General features: G+C 60.0%; 16 protein-coding genes. 9 read left to right on the forward strand and 7 right to left on the reverse strand.

Features of this window, described 5'->3' with window-relative positions:
• Positions 1-43: 43 nt before the first annotated feature.
• From ABD720_RS08875 to ABD720_RS08885, 3 genes are read right to left on the reverse strand one after another with little or no spacing between them, the layout of a single operon-like run.
• Complete coding sequence (locus tag ABD720_RS08875) at positions 44-958, reverse strand: branched-chain amino acid ABC transporter permease (protein WP_344762914.1); 915 nt, start codon at positions 956-958, stop codon at positions 44-46.
• Between the two features lie 9 nt (positions 959-967).
• A complete protein-coding gene (locus tag ABD720_RS08880) occupies positions 968-1,756 on the reverse strand; it encodes an ABC transporter ATP-binding protein (protein ID WP_344762915.1) in 789 nt (262 codons plus the stop codon).
• A 10-nt stretch (positions 1,757-1,766) separates the two neighbouring features.
• On the reverse strand, positions 1,767-3,740 hold the full coding sequence (locus ABD720_RS08885) for an AMP-dependent synthetase/ligase (protein ID WP_344762916.1): 1,974 nt from the start codon (positions 3,738-3,740) through the stop codon (positions 1,767-1,769).
• A 338-nt stretch (positions 3,741-4,078) separates the two neighbouring features.
• Between ABD720_RS08885 and ABD720_RS08890 the strand changes: the two genes are divergently transcribed.
• The 4 genes from ABD720_RS08890 (at position 4,079) to ABD720_RS08905 (ending at position 6,081) form a co-directional block, all read left to right on the forward strand.
• The gene (locus ABD720_RS08890; protein WP_344762917.1) at positions 4,079-4,765 is read left to right on the forward strand and encodes a Crp/Fnr family transcriptional regulator; all 687 of its coding nucleotides are present in this window, start codon (positions 4,079-4,081) and stop codon (positions 4,763-4,765) included.
• A gap of 141 nt (positions 4,766-4,906) precedes the next feature.
• On the forward strand, positions 4,907-5,248 hold the full coding sequence (locus ABD720_RS08895; protein WP_344762918.1) for a DUF805 domain-containing protein: 342 nt from the start codon (positions 4,907-4,909) through the stop codon (positions 5,246-5,248).
• Positions 5,249-5,282: 34 nt separating this feature from the next.
• Entirely contained in the window at positions 5,283-5,879 is a 597-nt protein-coding gene (locus tag ABD720_RS08900) for a GGDEF domain-containing protein (RefSeq protein WP_344762919.1), read from the forward strand.
• Positions 5,872-6,081, forward strand: a complete 210-nt coding sequence (locus tag ABD720_RS08905) for a VF530 family protein (protein WP_344762920.1) — start codon at positions 5,872-5,874, stop codon at positions 6,079-6,081. The genes ABD720_RS08900 and ABD720_RS08905 overlap by 8 nt, the downstream gene beginning before the upstream one ends.
• A 105-nt stretch (positions 6,082-6,186) precedes the next feature.
• On the opposite strand, the gene ABD720_RS08910 is transcribed toward ABD720_RS08905, so the two are convergent.
• A complete protein-coding gene (locus ABD720_RS08910; RefSeq protein WP_344762921.1) occupies positions 6,187-7,269 on the reverse strand; it encodes a glycine zipper 2TM domain-containing protein in 1,083 nt (360 codons plus the stop codon).
• A 148-nt stretch (positions 7,270-7,417) separates the two neighbouring features.
• Positions 7,418-8,332 carry a LysR family transcriptional regulator gene (locus ABD720_RS08915; protein ID WP_344762922.1) on the reverse strand — a complete coding sequence of 305 codons (915 nt, stop codon included), beginning with the start codon at positions 8,330-8,332 and terminating at the stop codon, positions 7,418-7,420.
• 442 nt (positions 8,333-8,774) lie between these two features.
• Here ABD720_RS08915 and ABD720_RS08920 point away from each other — a divergent pair, with 442 nt between their 5' ends.
• The 5 genes from ABD720_RS08920 to ABD720_RS08940 all read left to right on the forward strand — a co-directional run bounded on the left by ABD720_RS08920 (position 8,775) and on the right by ABD720_RS08940 (position 13,620).
• Positions 8,775-9,455: a hypothetical protein gene (locus ABD720_RS08920; protein WP_344762923.1), complete on the forward strand. Its 681-nt coding sequence runs from the start codon at positions 8,775-8,777 to the stop codon at positions 9,453-9,455.
• Positions 9,456-9,557: 102 nt separating this feature from the next.
• Positions 9,558-10,406 (forward strand): hypothetical protein, encoded by an 849-nt coding sequence (locus ABD720_RS08925; RefSeq protein ID WP_344762925.1) that lies wholly within the window; start codon positions 9,558-9,560, stop codon positions 10,404-10,406.
• A 103-nt stretch (positions 10,407-10,509) separates the two neighbouring features.
• Positions 10,510-11,241 (forward strand): C39 family peptidase, encoded by a 732-nt coding sequence (locus ABD720_RS08930; protein ID WP_344762926.1) that lies wholly within the window; start codon positions 10,510-10,512, stop codon positions 11,239-11,241.
• Between the two features lie 16 nt (positions 11,242-11,257).
• A complete protein-coding gene (locus ABD720_RS08935; protein ID WP_344762927.1) occupies positions 11,258-12,052 on the forward strand; it encodes a hypothetical protein in 795 nt (264 codons plus the stop codon).
• A gap of 212 nt (positions 12,053-12,264) precedes the next feature.
• On the forward strand, positions 12,265-13,620 hold the full coding sequence (locus tag ABD720_RS08940; protein ID WP_344762928.1) for a transporter: 1,356 nt from the start codon (positions 12,265-12,267) through the stop codon (positions 13,618-13,620).
• Between the two features lie 164 nt (positions 13,621-13,784).
• Here ABD720_RS08940 and ABD720_RS08945 read toward each other — a convergent pair whose 3' ends face one another.
• Both ABD720_RS08945 and ABD720_RS08950 read right to left on the reverse strand, forming a co-directional pair.
• Positions 13,785-15,275 carry a sigma-54 interaction domain-containing protein gene (locus ABD720_RS08945; RefSeq protein ID WP_344762929.1) on the reverse strand — a complete coding sequence of 497 codons (1,491 nt, stop codon included), beginning with the start codon at positions 15,273-15,275 and terminating at the stop codon, positions 13,785-13,787.
• A gap of 181 nt (positions 15,276-15,456) precedes the next feature.
• Entirely contained in the window at positions 15,457-15,957 is a 501-nt protein-coding gene (locus ABD720_RS08950; protein WP_344762930.1) for a hypothetical protein, read from the reverse strand.
• Positions 15,958-16,034: the final 77 nt, after the last annotated feature.

A 16,034-nucleotide genomic window follows, 5' to 3' on the forward strand; every position in this document is an offset into this window, starting at 1 on the left:
GGGGGTGTCGGACGTGGCGTTGAAGTCAAGGTCCGACGTTGCGTCAAACGCGATCGATATGCTTTTCGCCGAACAGCCCTTCGGGCCGTACCAGCAAAAACAGCAATGCGAACACATACGGAAACCACCCTTCGATCCCACCAAAATTCCCGCCGAAAGCACTCTGCATGACCGGTGGAATATAGATCTCGGCCAGCTTTTCGGACGCACCGATAATCAGCCCGCCAACTATCGCACCAGGCACCGACGTGAAGCCGCCGAGGATCAGCACCGGCAAGGCTTTCAGCGCCGTCATCGTCAGCGCAAACTGCACGCCATTACGCGACCCCCACAGCAACCCGGCCACTAGCGCCACGAAGCCCGCCACACCCCAGACGATCGCCCAGATGTGCTGCAGCGGAATGCCGAGCGAGAGTGCGGCCTGATGGTCATCGGCCACCGCACGCAAGGCGCGACCGACCTTGGTTTTCTGGAAGAACAGGGCCAGCAGCGTGACCAGCACGATCACCATGCCGGAGGCGAACAGGTCGAACTTCGAGATACCGATACCGTAGTTGTCCATGATCGACTGGATCGGTTCATCGACGATGCCCAGGTTAATGGCGCGCACTTCACTACCGAACAGCAGCGGGCCCAGGCCCTCCAGAAAAAACGTCAGGCCAATGGTCGCCATGAACAGCGTGATCGGCGGCTGGTTGACCAGCTTGCGCAACACGAACCGTTCGGTCGAGAGTCCGACGATGATCATCACGAGAAAGCCGCCGATGATGGCCGCCCACATCGGCATGCCCTTGTCCATCAAACCCACCACCGACAGCGCCGCAAAATACACCATCGCGCCCTGCGCAAAATTGAACACGCCCGAGGCTTTGTAGATCAGCACGAAACCGAGTGCCACCAGCGAATACATCAGGCCGGTCAACATGCCACTAATGAGAACTTCGAAAAAGAATTGCATGTGATCCTCTTAGTGCGATGTGCCGAGATAGGCTTTGATGACATCCGGATTGGCCATGACTTCGTCGGGCGTGCCATCGCCGATCTTCTTGCCGTAGTCGAGTACCACGACGCGGTCCGAAATATCCATCACCACGCCCATGTCATGTTCGATCAGCACGATGGTGGTGCCGAACTGGTCATTGACGTCGAGTACGAAGCGGCACATGTCCTGTTTTTCTTCCACGTTCATGCCGGCCATCGGCTCGTCGAGCAGCAGCAGGCTGGGTTCGGCCGCCAGCGCACGGGCCAGCTCGACGCGTTTTTGCAAGCCATACGGCAAGCGGCCAACCGGTGTCTTGCGGATGTGCTGGATTTCGAGGAAGTCGATGACTTCTTCGACCCGCTTGCGGTGTGCGATTTCTTCGTTGCGGGCCGGACCCCACCACAGCGCGTGCGACAGCAGGCCTGACTTCATGCGGGTATTGCGACCGGTCATGATGTTGTCCAGCACGGTCATGCCTTTGAACAGCGCGATGTTCTGGAAGGTCCGTGCAATACCCTGATGCGCCACGCGCGTCGGGTTCATGGCATGGCGTTTTTCACCACGAAACGTGATGTCGCCCTGCTGCGGGTGGTACACGCCATTGATGACGTTGAGCATCGAGCTCTTGCCGGCGCCGTTCGGGCCGATGATGGCGCGGATTTCGTGTTCTTTGACATCGAAGGAGATGTCGGTCAGCGCTTTCACGCCGCCGAAGGCCAGTGAAATGTTCTGCAGATTCAGAATCACCTCGCCGATTTGTCGTTGCTTGCTCATGCGGTTCCGATCAGGCTGCGCGTTGGACGGCGGCGAAAATTTTTGCGGTATTGATCTGCAGGTCGGCGGCGACCATGCCCTTGCGGCCATCTTCGAATTTGACCTGGGTTTCGATGTATTGCGAGGTCTTGTCCGAATACAGCGCGTCGATCAGCACCGCGTATTTTTCGGCGATAAAACCACGCCGCACTTTGCGGGTACGGGTCAGCTCGTCGTCATCCGGGTCGAGTTCCTTGTGCAGGATCATGAAGCGGTGGATTTGCGATCCGGCCAGCAACGGGTCATGCACCAGGTCGGCATTGACCTTGCCGATACATTCGGCGATCAGGTCGTTGACTGCCGGCAGCGCGGCCAGGTCGGTGTAACCGCTGTAGGCCAGGCCGCGTCGCTCGGCCCAGTTGCCCACTGCGGCCATGTCGATGTTGATGAAGGCATTGCATTGCGCACGCTGATCGCCGAAGGCAACCGCTTCCTTGATGAACGGGAAGAACTTCAGTTTGTTCTCGATGTACTTCGGTGCAAACATCGCGCCATCGGCCATCTTGCCGACATCCTTGGCGCGGTCGATGATCTTCAGGTGGCCATCGGCATCGAAAAAGCCGGCGTCACCGGTGAGGAAGAAACCATCGGCGTCGATCGCTTCGGCCGTCGCCTCGGGACGCTTGAAATAACCGGTCATCAAACCGCGTGAGCGCACCAGCACCTCGCCGGTCTCGCTGAGCTTGATCTCGACACCTTTCATGGGCTTGCCGACAGTGTCGAGCTTGACGTCGCCGGAGCGTTGCATGCAGACCGAGACGCAGGTTTCGGTCATGCCGTACAGCTGCTTGAGGTTGATGCCGAGCGAGCGATAAAAGTCGAACAGGTCGGGGCCGATTGCTTCGCCGCCGGTATAGGCCACGCGCAGGCGCGACAGGCCGAGCACGTTCTTGAGCGGACCATAAATGATCAGCTGGCCGAGCGCATATTCGAGCCGGTCGAGCAGCGTGACACGACCCTTGCCATCGAGGATCGGAATCCCGACGCGCCGTGCCACGGCCATGAAATGATGGAACAGCTTGCGCTTGATCCAGCTGGCATCTTCGATCCGGATCATCACTTGCGTGAGGATGTTTTCGTACACGCGCGGCGGGCCGAAATAATAGGTCGGGCCGATTTCGCGCAGGTCGGTCATCACCGTCTCGGGCGACTCGGGGCAGTTCAGGCACAGGCCGACAAGGTGGGCTTGCGCATACGAGTACAGGAAGTCGCCGACCCAGGCCAGCGGCAGATAACACAGCACATCGTCCTGCTCGTTGAGCTGGTCGAATTCCACCAGATTGGTGGCGGTGGCGATCATGGCGCCATGCGAATGGCAGACGCCTTTTGGCTTGCCGGTGGTGCCCGAGGTGTACAGGATGATGGCGGTGTCCTCGGGCTGGCCAAGGTTGACTTCGCGCATGAAAAAGTCGGGGTGGGCACGGTCATACTCACGGCCGATTTCCTGCAATCTGGCGTAGGCATTCAACTCGGGTTGCGCGTAATGGCGCAGGCCGCGTTCGTCGTCGACGATGATGTGATGCAGCCGATCCGCCATCTGCGGATTGGTGTCCTTGATCTCGAACAGCTTGTCGACCTGCTCCTGGTCTTCGACCACGGCGAAGTCGATTTCGGCATCCTGCAGCACATACGCCATGTCGGCGGCCGGCGCATCCTGATACAGCGGCACCGGTACGCCGCCGAGGCACTGGACCGCCGACATGGCCCAGTACAGGCGCGGCCGGTTGTCACCGATGATGGCCAGGTTCATGCCGCGTTTGAAACCGATTGCGGCCAGCCCGCAAGCCAGTGCACGGACTTCGTCAGCCACCTGCGACCAGCTGGTCGCTTGCCAGATACCGAGGTCTTTTTCACGGAAGGCCGGTTTGTCCGGACGTTGTTGCGCGTGCTGCAAGAGCAGATGCGGGAACGTGGTTCCCGTCACCTTGGTTGTTGTCTCCACCATGGTCCTCTTTAACTTGTTGACGCTTGCATGGCTGCTCTGCGGCAGCGCATGTGCGCTTTTTTGTCTTGTTTCGGTTCAGTCTGCGTGCAGAAACTGACGTAGTTCTTACTCGGGCCTGCGTGCTGCGAAACCGCGTGTTGTGCCTTAGTTTGACGCTTAACCAGAAGAAACTGACTGTGCGTTACCGGTGCCGCTTACAATGAGTTGGTCCGGTTTTTGTGCGATCACTACTTGCGCACGCTTACTGGAATTGGATACTAGGGCTTCGACTCGTGACGGGTTGTCTTCTGCATGACAATCCCCTGTTTATTTTTCAACTATCGTTGACGCACTGCACCATGATCACTGAGCCTTGCACGATTGCAGCATTTCTCGACCGGACCTTGTGGGCGCCCTCGCTCACGCCGCAACAGCGTGAGCGCGTCGGTAACGAACTGAGCGAACGCGTGGTACCGGCGGGCGGGTTTGGCTGCCGCAAAGCCGAGCCGGTCGATCACTGGATCGGCGTGATGTCGGGCCTGCTGAAAATGAGCAGTGTCTCGCCCGAAGGCAAGACCGTCACCTTCACCGGGATGGGCCCGGGCGGCTGGTTCGGCGAAGGCTCGTTGCTGAAAACCGAGACCCGCAAATACGATGTGGTGGCGCTGCGTGAAAGCCGCCTGGCTTACATGCCGCGCGCGACCTTCACGTGGTTGCTCGATACCAGCATTGCCTTCAATCGCTTCCTGTTGATGCAGTTGAACGAGCGGCTCGGGCTGTTCATTTCGCTGGTCGAATACGACCGCATGCTGGACCCCGACATGCGCGTCGCACGCTGTCTGGCGGCGCTCTTCAATCCCTATCTGAATCCGCACAGCGGCTTGCAACTGCAAATTTCGCAGGAAGAAATCGGCTACCTCTGCGGCACCTCGCGTCAGCGTGCCAATCAGGCCCTGCAGGTACTGGAAAAGGATGGCTTGCTCAGCGTCGACTACGGCGGCATCACGATCCTGAACCTGGCGGGCTTGCGGGTGTTTGGCGGGTGATGTTTTTACGCTGGCTGTCGTGGTCTTTTTTGTCGCCAACCCCGGCGCGCCTGTGGCATATTGGCTCAGATGTGCCGTGAGTCGGGCGGCGATGTTGCGTTTGTTGTCCTGTCTCTGCCAACTTCAACCATGGAATCCACCGTGACCTTTCTCGACGCAATCAAAACCTGCTTTTCCAAGTATGCCGAATTCAATGGCCGTGCATCGCGCCCGGAGTACTGGTATTTTTTCCTGTTTCTGGTGTTGGCCAGTCTGGTGCTCGGCATGGTCAGCAATACTGCCAGCGGTATTTTTTCGCTGGTCACGCTGATTCCGTCGGTGGCTGCGGCCACGCGTCGGCTGCACGATACCAATCGCAGTGGCTGGTTACAGCTGCTGTGGCTGGTGCCGCTGATCGGCTGGATTGTGGTGATTGTTTTTCTGGCGCAGGAAGCGAAAGAGCCGAACCAGTTCGGCAGCCGATCGGACGAGCTGGTGTCGTGACCTGCCGGAGCTGACCATTAGCCCCGAACAGGAAGTGACCGCGTTACGCGAGCAACTGGCCGCCAGGGAAGAGGACGTGCAGCGCCTGCGCACGGATCTCGCAGAGCTGGCCCATCACGATGCGCTCACCGGCGCTCTGAGTCGTCGCATTCTGGTCGAGGCGCTGGAGGTCGAATTGCTGCGGGTACGTCGCACCGGTCACCCGCTGTGTTTTGCGATCATCGATCTGGATCATTTTCAGGCGGTCAACGCGCACTTTGGTGAGGCTGTCGGCGACCTCGTTCTGAAAGCCGTGGCTCACAGCGGACTGACCTTTTTGCGATCGATGGATCGTTTTGGCCGCCTCGGCGGGGAAGAGTTCGGCATCCTGATGCCGTCAACCTGGCTCGATAGCGCAACCACGGCGATCATGCGTCTGCATGCGTGCGTGGCGGCCTGCGACTGGTCCGGCATGACACAGGGCATGCCGGTAACCTTCTCGGCCGGCCTGACGACCAACGCACCGGGCGACACGGCGGGCCATGTGCTGCTGCGGGCCGAAGATGCACTTTTACAAGCCAAGCTCGATGGTCGCAACCGCACCGTCGTGCTTGAGCAACCTTTACCCGATATGGTGATGACTGATGAATGATCCACTGCATGGCATGACGCTGGAAGCGATGCTGACCTTGCTGGTTGAACGACACGGCTGGGACGCGCTGGCACAACGTGTGGATGTGCGCTGCTTCAAGAGCAATCCGAGTATTAAATCCAGCCTGATTTTTTTGCGGCGTACGCCGTGGGCGCGGGCGGAGGTGGAGGGGCTGTTTCGGGAATTGGTGGTGCAGGGATAACACGGGTTTGATGTTCAGGTCGTAGGCCGTACCAGCCGGACATGCGACGCAACCACAGCCGGGGCAGCAACGCGCTAGCGCTGCTGCCCCGGTGTCACGACAAGCTTACTGATCCCGCGTCAACACGCCATCTGTCACACGCACGCGCTCGCCGATAGTCAGGCGCGGATCGGCATCCATCGTGACGGTTTGCGAAGCGCCATTTTGCAGGCGTACCAGCACTTCGTAGTGCGCGGTTTTGCGGGAATTGCCTTCGATCTGGTTGCCGGCATACGCGCCGCCAAGGGCACCGGCAATTTGCGCGGCGGTGCGACCGTTGCCGCCGCCGATCTGGCTGCCGAGCAATGCGCCTACGACGCCGCCGCCGATGGTGCCGAGATAGCCGCCTTCGCCTTTGACTTCAACGACATTGACGGCTTCGACCGTGCCACAGTTTGTACAGACACGTTGTTGACGTACTGGTGCGGTGGACGCCATCAATGGCTTGCCTAGTGTTACGTTTGTGATACGGTTTCCGACCAGCAGGCTGGCGGTCACTGCGCTGTTCGACATCACGCGGTCACGGCGTTTGATCAGGTAGGTGCCCTGGTATTCACCACTGCGGACTTCCGGCAAAAAGAATTTTCCGTTGGTGCCACCGATGGTGACTTCGGCCTTACCGCCCGGTGTGCCGAGCAGGATGAATTTCAGGTCGTTACCGCCGGTCAGTTCGGCACTCGGCTCGACGTCGAAACGCTCGATGCGCGGAGCCGGTCCGGCTGGCTCGCTTTGCGGACGGCGGCCCGGTCCGGCTTGCAGTGATTCTGCGAGGACCGAGCTGGCGACCTGGTTGCCCACGCGCAGGTTGGCGGTGACGGTGCTGCGTGCTGTCAGCACGTCACGCGAGCTGATGGTGTAGACACCTTCGTACTGGCCTGGCTCGTCTTCCGACAGGGTCAGGTTGCGCACGGCGCCGCCGATACGCAGCGTGGCGGTGCCGCCGGGTGTGCCATAGACGGTGAAGTTCAGGTCGGTTCCCGGTGTCAGCGAGCGCACCTCATCGACATTGAAGCCGTCGATGCGCGGTGTGCTGGCACGGTTGCTGTATTGCTGGGCGTGAACCGGGCCGCTCATCAGGGCCAGTGGCGCCAGTGGTGCCAGTGGCAGGAGGGCTGCACAACTCAGCAAGCATTTCTGGATGAATTTCATGGGGATATCTCCGAGGTATGTTCTGGTGGGGAGCGGGCCCGGCGATCACGTTTTGCGTCATCGGCACGAAAGGACAACCACTCCGGTAATTACCAGACACATTATCTGTGGCAACACTGGATTGCTCTGTGCGGTAGCACACGGTCGATCAAACAGGTTGCCACGGGTCGGTTTCCGGGTGCGGAAAGGTGCTGCTGATGAAGTCGACGAACGAGCGTACCTTGGCCGCCAGCTGGCGCCGGCTGGGATACACCATCATCACGCTCAGTTTGCCGAGATGGTGGTGCGGCAGCAGCCGTACCAGCCGGCCCGACGCGAGATCATTGCCCAGCGTGAACGACGAGCGGATCACGATGCCCATGCCGGCCAGCGCGCACTGGCGCAACAGGTCGCCATTGTTGGAGACCAGCTTGCTGGTGATCGGTATGTTGATGCTGCGGTCGTCGTTGACGATGGTCCAGTGGTGACGCAACTGTTCGTACGCAAAATTCAGGCAGGCGTGCTGCGAGATTTGCTCCGGCGTTTCTGGCGCGCCGTGTTGCCGGATGTAGTCGGGCGAGGCGCACAGTATGATTTCGGATGAGCCGATCTTGCGCGCAATCATGCTGGCATCGAACTTTTGCAAGCCGATGAACATGCCGATGTCGAAGCCTTCTTCGACCAGATCGACGGTGCGGTCCGACAGCGTGACATCGAGCGTGACATCCGGGAACTGGCGCGCATACACCGGCAGCAACTGGGCCAGCTGGAACTGCCCGAATCCGAGGTGCGAATAGATCCGCAATGCACCGGCGGTGCGGCTGGCGTGGGTCGAGGCCATCGCATCGGCATCGTCGATGTCCTGCAGGATCTGGTGCACGCGGTCCAGATACACCTGGCCGGTTTCGGTCAGCGAGAGCCGTCGGGTGGTGCGGTTGAGCAGGCGCGCACCGAGGTGTTTTTCAAGGTCGGCGACATGGCGGGTGACCACGGCGTTCGACATCTCCAGCGCCAGTCCGGCGCCCGCAAAACTACCCTGCTCGACCACCTTTGCAAAGACGCGCATTGATTGCAGGCGATCCATGGGTGCACCTTTGATTGTGTTTTCCGGACGCCATTATTCCATTGTTATTCATCGACACCGTGCTCATCGGTGCTTCCCGAATCGGTACATCACAGGACAGGACAGGGCGACACCGCAAAGTCGTTGCCCGATCACGACTGGCAGCACTCTGGTGCATCAATTCAATAGCAACGGCCAACTATGTGTACCGGTTCTGAAACCATCGGGGACGGCCGAGGCGCTGTTTTTCCGCTCTTTCTGGTTCCAGCGTAGATGCGACGTGGTGTGGCACGTCGCTTGCGATGGATCACCGGCTGGTAGCGCAGGGCTGTTGAAAAAACGTGTGAGGCGCTGCGCTTCCAAGCCGTTTTCCCGATGCGTGATCTGCCCGTCGCGCAGACCGGGAATCGACAGCACGTCACACGGTTAGTTCGTTCGTTCACCTTGTTTCAGGAGCGCCATGATGCCGCTGAAAATAATTACTGCACCGGCCTGCCCGGACGTCTGGGCATTGTCATTGCCATCAGCCAGAACGATTGCCGCCGCACTGTCTGCCATCGGCCTGACGGTGTTGTTGGTGGTGACATTGCCGGATGCGGCCGCACAGCAGATCACCGATTTGCCCGCGTCGTCCAGCGTGATCGCCGACACCGTGCTGTCGAATTCTGTCGGCAATGCCGGGCTGAACCTGGCCGCCGGAGAAGGCAATGCGCAATCCAACGCGACCGCTGTTGGTGTCAGCGCGGCCGGTCTGGGCAGCGCCGACTTGATGTCCGATCAACAGGTGGCACCGCTGTCGGCCGGCGTTCACGGCAGCGACAGTGTGGCGATCCGTGGTGACGCGTTTCGCGGATCACGCGGCGTGCTGTCGGTGAATCAGTCCAGTGGTAGCGGCAACGTCCAGTCCAACCGGGTCGCCGTGGCGGCGGGCGTGCTGTCCGAAATCAGCCTGGACCAGATGGTCCAGGTCAGCGCGACTGTCGCACCGTCCGGTCCCGGGACACCTGCGCGCGTGCGGCGCGCCGAGATTGCCGAGTCGGCCTTCAACGGATCACGTGGTGTCGTGCAGGTGAGCCAGGCTGCGGGTGTCGGTAACCGTACCGCCAATGTGTTCGCGCTGAGTGTCAGTTCTGCCATGCCGTAGTCCACGAATTTGGCATGTCCGGTTTTTGCAGGTGGTTGTTTGAAGTGGGGTCGCAAGACGTCGTCCGACGTGTTTTTCTTACTGTCTTAAAAGGAGTATTTCATGAAATTGACCAAACTAGCTCTGGCTGCCGCTCTGGCTGCCGCATTCGCATTGCCTGCCGTGGCCGGTACGGTAACCGGTGTCTCCGCTTCGCTGATTGCCAACGGTACCGTCATCGGCAATGCGATCGGCGTGTACGGAACGGCCAAAGTCAACGGCGATATCAATATTCAATCGGAGTCGGGTGCGGTGCTGGATACGGAACAGTTCTCTAACGTCACGGTAGCACCGGCGCCAACGCCAGGGCCACCGGCAACGCCGCCGACTGCCACCGGCTCGGACGGCGGACAAACGGGTTCGACCGGTGGACAAACACCGCCCGTTGCTGATCCGAACACGGCCTCGATCAGCGGCACAGCCGGCAGCAATGCACAAGGTAATGTGGCGATTAACGTCTCTGCGGGTAGCTTGAATGGCCAGAGCAATTCGGTCGCGCTGTCGGCCGTGGATGCGGAACGCGTCTTTGCGTCGGCGCAGACATTTGCCGAACAGCGCTCCACCAACACCATCACGAGCGCGCCACTGCAGGTCAATGATGCGTTCGTGGTCGATGGCCTGAGTAATGCGCGCGGTAACGTGAGCGTGAACGTCGCCGGCGGTGACGGCAACCTGCAGCAAAACCAGTTGGCCGCCTCGGTCAATTCGGCAGGCACCCTGGCCAAGGCAACCGGTTCGAACCTGCAGGATATCAAGGGCACGGTCACGCTGGGCGCCGGTGGCATCAACACCGCTGCGCTCGGTGGCGCTGCACTGTCTGGCGCCCAGGGCAATATCGGCACCAACATTGCTGCCGGCTTCAGCAATGTGCAGCACAACAGTCTGTCGGTTGCGGCCGCGTCAACCCGCTGATCGATCCGGTTGGCGCTGGACAGCCTGGCTGCACCAGCGCCATATCGGTTGATCATCTCCCGTCATGGCGTGGCCGTGGCGGACTTATCGAGTGAGGTCGATGATGAGCAAGCGCCTCTTGTCTATTGCCGTGCTGATGGCCAGTTGCTGTGGGCAGGGAACCGTGCAGGCACAGCAAAGTGACGCGCAGCCGGACGCAAGTGCGGAACCGCGCATCGGTATCAGCAATGCCGTGCCTGGTCGCAGTTTTCAGCCGGTTGCGGTGCGTTCGATGACGGAGCTGCGCTTCAGGAATCTGGTTCGGCAGGAACAGGACTTCAGTTGTGGCGCCGCTGCGCTCGCGACCTTGCTGCAAAACGTCTACGGTCGCTCGATCAGCGAACGTGCCGTCATCGCCGACATGTTGCGTAACACCGATCCGCAGCGGGCCAGGGAGCAGGGTTTTTCGTTGCTTGACATGAAGCAGTATGTCGAGCGCATCGGACTGCGCGGACACGGTTATACGGTCGACATGGCAAGTTTGCGTGCGGTCAAGATTCCGGTGATTGCGTTACAGGACAATGGGCGCTCCAGGCATTTTGTCGTTATCAAGAAGGTGATTGGCGACACCGTGTTTATCGCCGACCCCGCACTAGGTCACAGGCAAATGCCACTCAATGAATTTGCCGCTGGCTGGAACAGGATCGTATTTGCCGTCGTCGGTGATGGGATTCGTCCCGACAACGCATTGATCACGTCGGCACGGCCTCTGGCGCAGTTGCAGCGCGCCGGGATCGTGACGCAGACTTTGCCGCAGCAACGTCAATACGGATTGCTCGGCATCGACACTTTTTAATTGGGAAGGAAATCGTATGCGAGAAACGCAATTACGCTGCCTGATCGCAGTATTTGCCATCGCTTCCGCCTCCGTGTTTCAGGTGAAAGTTCATGCGGCGCCGATCCAGGCGTGTGCCGATGATGGTTTGTGTGGCAAGGCACAGCCGATCGAAGCGCAGCAGATGGCGGATGTGGCCGGCAAGTTCTCGATTGCCGGCGAGGTGGTTGGCATGAGCTTGCAGATGGCATCGTCATGGCAGGCAGCCAACGGCCAGAAGCTCGCGGGAAATGCCAACCTGGCGTTGAAGTTGCCCGAGAGTGGGGCTGGCTCCGGCACACCGCAGGCCAGCATCCAGACACTGGCCAGTGCGACCGATCCCTCGCTGGCATCGCTGCCAGGAACCGGATTGGTCAGCGGTGCCAAAGGACTGGCTAATGTTGCTGGTGCCGCCCAGCTGGTGCAAATTGCCGGCGACAACAACGGTGCGTCGAACCTGACCTCGATCGACGTCAGTCCGCGCGCCATCCTGCTGGCCACTGGTGCCAACGTCCCCAGCGCCGAGGCAATCGCTGCCAACGGCGCCAAGGTAAAAGTGGATGTCGCCAACAATGCCATTGCTCTCGGACTCAGCGTGCCCGGTGCCGGGTCTGCCGAACAGCGCCTCAATACCCTGGGCGCCAACAACATCCTGCAAACCATCCAGATCGCCGCCGATCGTCAGCAGGTGGTGAATCAATTGCAGCTGCAATTGCAGGTCAAGCCACTGGCCGCCGCTGCAATGGCGACGGAAGGGGTCGGCCAGGCGCTCAATACGTTGCGTGGTCGCTGATCTGCCTGCTTGCGTGTTGTGACGCCCTGTCTTCACGGTTTCTCGGGGATGGCAGGGCGGTTTTTTTGCGCTCGCCTGAACGTCGCGACGTTGTTTTTTTGACGGCCGTTGTTGTGACTATTTTCGTTCTCCTTGTCTGGCGGTGGTTCCCGTAAACCGCTTGTTTTCCTGTCGTACCTGTCGTTTCTCCTTTTCTTCTTTTCAATGAGTCTATGAAACCACCCACCTCAGGTTCTTTTCCTGTCTTCTTGCTCGCGACGTCCCTCGGCGTTCTCCCCGCGTTTGGCTGGTGCGCCGATGCCGTGGCAGAGTCGGGACCCGCCACGGCATCGCAGCGCGCGACATCCGAACAGGCGCAGACGGTCCAGCGTCTTCAGCAACGTGTTGATCGACTTGAGCGACAACTCAACGACAACGCGAAACTGGGCGCGATCAGCGGGCGCGGTCCCGGTCCCGGTCCCGGTCCCGTTACCAGCGAGGTCACTGCCGGTAGCAGTACTACGGTCGGCACTCCCGATGCGCCTGTCGATGCCCGCGCCAGCGCCAACCGGCCGCCCGCACCTGAACGCCTGGCGGCCGCAAGTGCCACGGGTGCAACCGGCCCGGTGGGTTCGGTGCAAGGGACGGCGATCACCAGTACCCAGGGTATTCCGCTGTTCGAGAACCGGTTTTCATTCGAACAGGGGCTGACCTACACGCACTACGACAAACGCAGCCTGGTGCTCAGTGGTTTTCTGGCGCTCGATGCGATCCTGCTGGGCAAAGTGAACCTGCAACAGATTCGTACCGACCAGTTTCAATATGATCTGACCGGCCGCTGGAACCTGTCCGAGCAATTCAGCGCGGATGTGAATTTGCCGGTGGTGTACCGGAATTCGACCTACATCTCGCCGGGCGCAGGGAGTTCTGCATCCGCTTTCAGCGATGGCAGCATCAATTCGAAGTCGGTTGGTGACATCAATGCAGGCGTGTATTTTCAGCTGCCCAAGCGTGCCCCATCCGACCTGGACTGGATCGTCAGCACACGTCTGAAAGCACCGACCGGCCGTGATCCCTTCGGCATCAAGTTGCGTGAAAATACCGATCCCAACAATAACAATCTGCTGATCCCGACGCGCCAGCCTACCGGCAATGGCGTGTGGGCCACCACGTTTGGGATGTCGATGCTGAAGGTGACAGACCCGATGGTGTTGTTCGCCAACCTGGGCTACACCTACAATTTCAAACGCGGCTTCTCCGACCTGTCGAGTTCGCTGACGACGTCCACGCCGGGCGACGTCAAGCTGGGGAATGTCTGGTCGCTCGGTGCCGGTTTTGCTCTCGCGTTGAACGAAAAAACGTCAGTCAGTTTCTCGTATGCGCAGTCGTTGCAGCAGGTGTCGCGCTTGCGTCCTGACGGTGGCAACTGGGTACGCCAGGTCGGTAGCGATTCGAACTCGGTCAGCTTCAATACGGGGCTGACGCATCAATTGACGCCGCGCTTGTCGATGGTCGGCACGGTGTCCATGGGATTGACGCCGGATGCGCCGGATGTCTCGGTAGGGGTCAAGTTTCCGTATTCGTTCTGATCAACGGCGGGATGACATCAGGGGCCGGACAGGTTGAAAAGAGTGGCGCTGATTGCGATGGCGGGCAGATTTTTGCACCAAGGGCCAGTGCCGCATTGTCTGCTGGCTGGCGCTGGTGACTTGCTGGCATTGACCAACGACAGGATCAATCCGGGGTACCGGAATCACCGCGTCAATTCACCGTAATTTTCTGCTGCATCGCCTTCCGAATCGGCTGCATGCAGGGCGGACACGAGTTGGAAAAACTGTTCGCCATGCGCCGATATCAGGCTGATTTTTTGTGGATGCAATTGGTATTTTTCAATCAGCCGATACAGCGTCACGCGCGAGATACCGAGCAATTGCGCTGCCTGGGAAATATGGTTGCGCGCCTGCGCCAGCGCGCGCCGGATCATGGCGCGGTCTGCCGTGGCGCGGGCATGGTCGAGTGACATCAGTACGAGCGGCTCGGAAGGCCGATCGAAGCCCAGATCTTCCGGCTGAATGAAGCGGCCTTCTGCCATCACGACAGCCCGCTGTACGCGGTTGACGAGTTCGCGCACATTGCCCGGCCAGCCATGATGCAGCATCGCCTGCAACGCCGATTTGGAAAACCCGCGCAGGCTTCTGTTATGCCGGTGGGCAAAGTGGACAAAATAATGCCGCGCGATGTCTTCGATATCTTCGACGCGATCGGCCAGTCGGGGCGTCGTGATGCAGACGACATTGATGCGGTAGTACAGATCTTCGCGGAAACGGCCTTGCGCGACCGCCTCAGCCAAATCGATATGCGTGGCGGCGATGATGCGCGCATCGATCTGCAGCGTCTGGTTGCCGCCGACGCGCTCGATGGTTTTTTCCTGCAAAAAGCGCAGCAGGTTGACTTGCATCTCCATCGGCAGATCGCCGATTTCGTCGAGAAACAAGGTGCCACCCTGCGCCGCCTCGATGCGGCCTATGCGTCGTTGGGTGGCGCCCGTGTAGGCCCCTTTTTCAGCACCGAACAACTCCGACTGAAACAGCTGTGCCGGAATCGCGCCGCAGTTGACGGCAACGAATGGCGCCTGCCGACGCGCCGACTGGCGATGGATGGACTGTGCCGCGAGTTCCTTGCCGGTACCGGACTGGCCATTGATCAGTACCGCCGCGTCGGTGCGGGCAATCCGCTTGATCTGGTGGAGGAGTCGGTGCATTTGTACCGTGTTGCCGACCATCGGCGCAGGGTCATTGGATGCCACAGGATCACTCAGCGCACTGCGCGGTTGCGAACGCACCAGCGCCATGCCGCGGGCGTGCCGCAACACCAGGTCGATGTGTTCGATGGGTGCCGGCAAGGCAATGAAATTGATCAGGTAGTCGGCCACCAGCGTACGTACGGCGGGCAGTGCCAGCAGGCTTCTGGCGATCAGGCCTATCCACAGCACCTCGCCCTGACCCAGCAAGCTGTCGCAGGCAGCGATCGATTCCAGTTGGCTCGGTTCGACCAGCACGACAACCCCGACGGTGCAACCGGCACGCAGGGCGCGTTGAAGCTGATCCGCCGTTTCGCATTCCAGTAACGTAATACCGTGGAGCTTCATGGTGCTCACGGTCGTGCACGCCGGTGCGCGGCAGTTCGGTGTCTGCAGCAGGATGACGGTCTGGTGATGTTGAGACGTATCCGTGGCTTGAAGCATGTTATTGAACCCACCGTATTGTGCGTAACGTGTCGATCGTATCCGTACCCCCTTGCTGATCGTGGCGGGTACGCCATTTTTCGTGACGTTACAAAGTGCAACGCTTGCCTCAAGGTTAGCGAATCACTCTGTCGAGTACTTGCGGCGGGTCAAAATCACAGGAACAGTTGGTCGATGCGGATCAGGCAAGCAGGAGCTGTCGGACCAGTTCGTCAGCCCGCTCGAAACCTGCCGGATTGAGCGCCAGCGTGGGTTCTCCGCTGTGGCTGAACAACGCGGTTTCGCGGCGCAGCACGGCGGAAAAGTTATTGGTGTCATGGCAGCCGAGGTGTTTCACCATGTCTCGGATACGCCACAGCGGGGTCGTGGGAGCGCCCATCAGCGTATCAACATAGCCGATCAGTAACGCTGCACTGATGGTTTTATGGGCCATATTGCTGTGGGGCAGGTGCGCCAGTCGTTCCAGCGCCTGCTCGATGCGGCCGACCTGGCGTTGTCGTTCGGCCACTGGTTCACTGAGGCGTGGCAGTCTTTCCGTGGATGAATCCGTGACGACTTCGAAACAGGGCTGGTCGTACCGCGCCAGTTCGGCTTGCACGAAGGCGGCCGATCCTTCGATCCGGATATGCCCTTCCGGAGCGCGGACATTGCGTACGATAGCGTGGCAGGTGGAGGTGGTCATCATCGGTCCTTTGGCGTAGTTACCAGAGACCATTGGACAACCTGCATGCGTCGACGATTTGTCGGCGGACTGCGCGC

The organism is Actimicrobium antarcticum (genome assembly GCF_039536745.1).
In the GTDB taxonomy this organism is placed as follows: Bacteria; Pseudomonadota; Gammaproteobacteria; order Burkholderiales; family Burkholderiaceae_D; genus Actimicrobium; species Actimicrobium antarcticum.

Excerpts from the sequence above, each read along its gene's own strand:
- ABD720_RS08875 (WP_344762914.1), bottom strand. The coding sequence starts at position 958 with ATGCAATTCTTTTTCGAAGTTCTCATTAGTGGCATGTTGACCGGCCTG.
- ABD720_RS08880 (WP_344762915.1), bottom strand. The coding sequence starts at position 1,756 with ATGAGCAAGCAACGACAAATCGGCGAGGTGATTCTGAATCTGCAGAAC.
- ABD720_RS08885 (WP_344762916.1), bottom strand. The coding sequence starts at position 3,740 with ATGGTGGAGACAACAACCAAGGTGACGGGAACCACGTTCCCGCATCTG.
- ABD720_RS08890 (WP_344762917.1), top strand. The coding sequence starts at position 4,079 with ATGATCACTGAGCCTTGCACGATTGCAGCATTTCTCGACCGGACCTTG.
- ABD720_RS08905 (WP_344762920.1), top strand. The coding sequence starts at position 5,872 with ATGAATGATCCACTGCATGGCATGACGCTGGAAGCGATGCTGACCTTG.
- ABD720_RS08910 (WP_344762921.1), bottom strand. The coding sequence starts at position 7,269 with ATGAAATTCATCCAGAAATGCTTGCTGAGTTGTGCAGCCCTCCTGCCA.
- ABD720_RS08915 (WP_344762922.1), bottom strand. The coding sequence starts at position 8,332 with ATGGATCGCCTGCAATCAATGCGCGTCTTTGCAAAGGTGGTCGAGCAG.
- ABD720_RS08920 (WP_344762923.1), top strand. The coding sequence starts at position 8,775 with ATGCCGCTGAAAATAATTACTGCACCGGCCTGCCCGGACGTCTGGGCA.
- ABD720_RS08925 (WP_344762925.1), top strand. The coding sequence starts at position 9,558 with ATGAAATTGACCAAACTAGCTCTGGCTGCCGCTCTGGCTGCCGCATTC.
- ABD720_RS08930 (WP_344762926.1), top strand. The coding sequence starts at position 10,510 with ATGAGCAAGCGCCTCTTGTCTATTGCCGTGCTGATGGCCAGTTGCTGT.
- ABD720_RS08935 (WP_344762927.1), top strand. The coding sequence starts at position 11,258 with ATGCGAGAAACGCAATTACGCTGCCTGATCGCAGTATTTGCCATCGCT.
- ABD720_RS08940 (WP_344762928.1), top strand. The coding sequence starts at position 12,265 with ATGAAACCACCCACCTCAGGTTCTTTTCCTGTCTTCTTGCTCGCGACG.
- ABD720_RS08945 (WP_344762929.1), bottom strand. The coding sequence starts at position 15,275 with ATGCTTCAAGCCACGGATACGTCTCAACATCACCAGACCGTCATCCTG.
- ABD720_RS08950 (WP_344762930.1), bottom strand. The coding sequence starts at position 15,957 with ATGACCACCTCCACCTGCCACGCTATCGTACGCAATGTCCGCGCTCCG.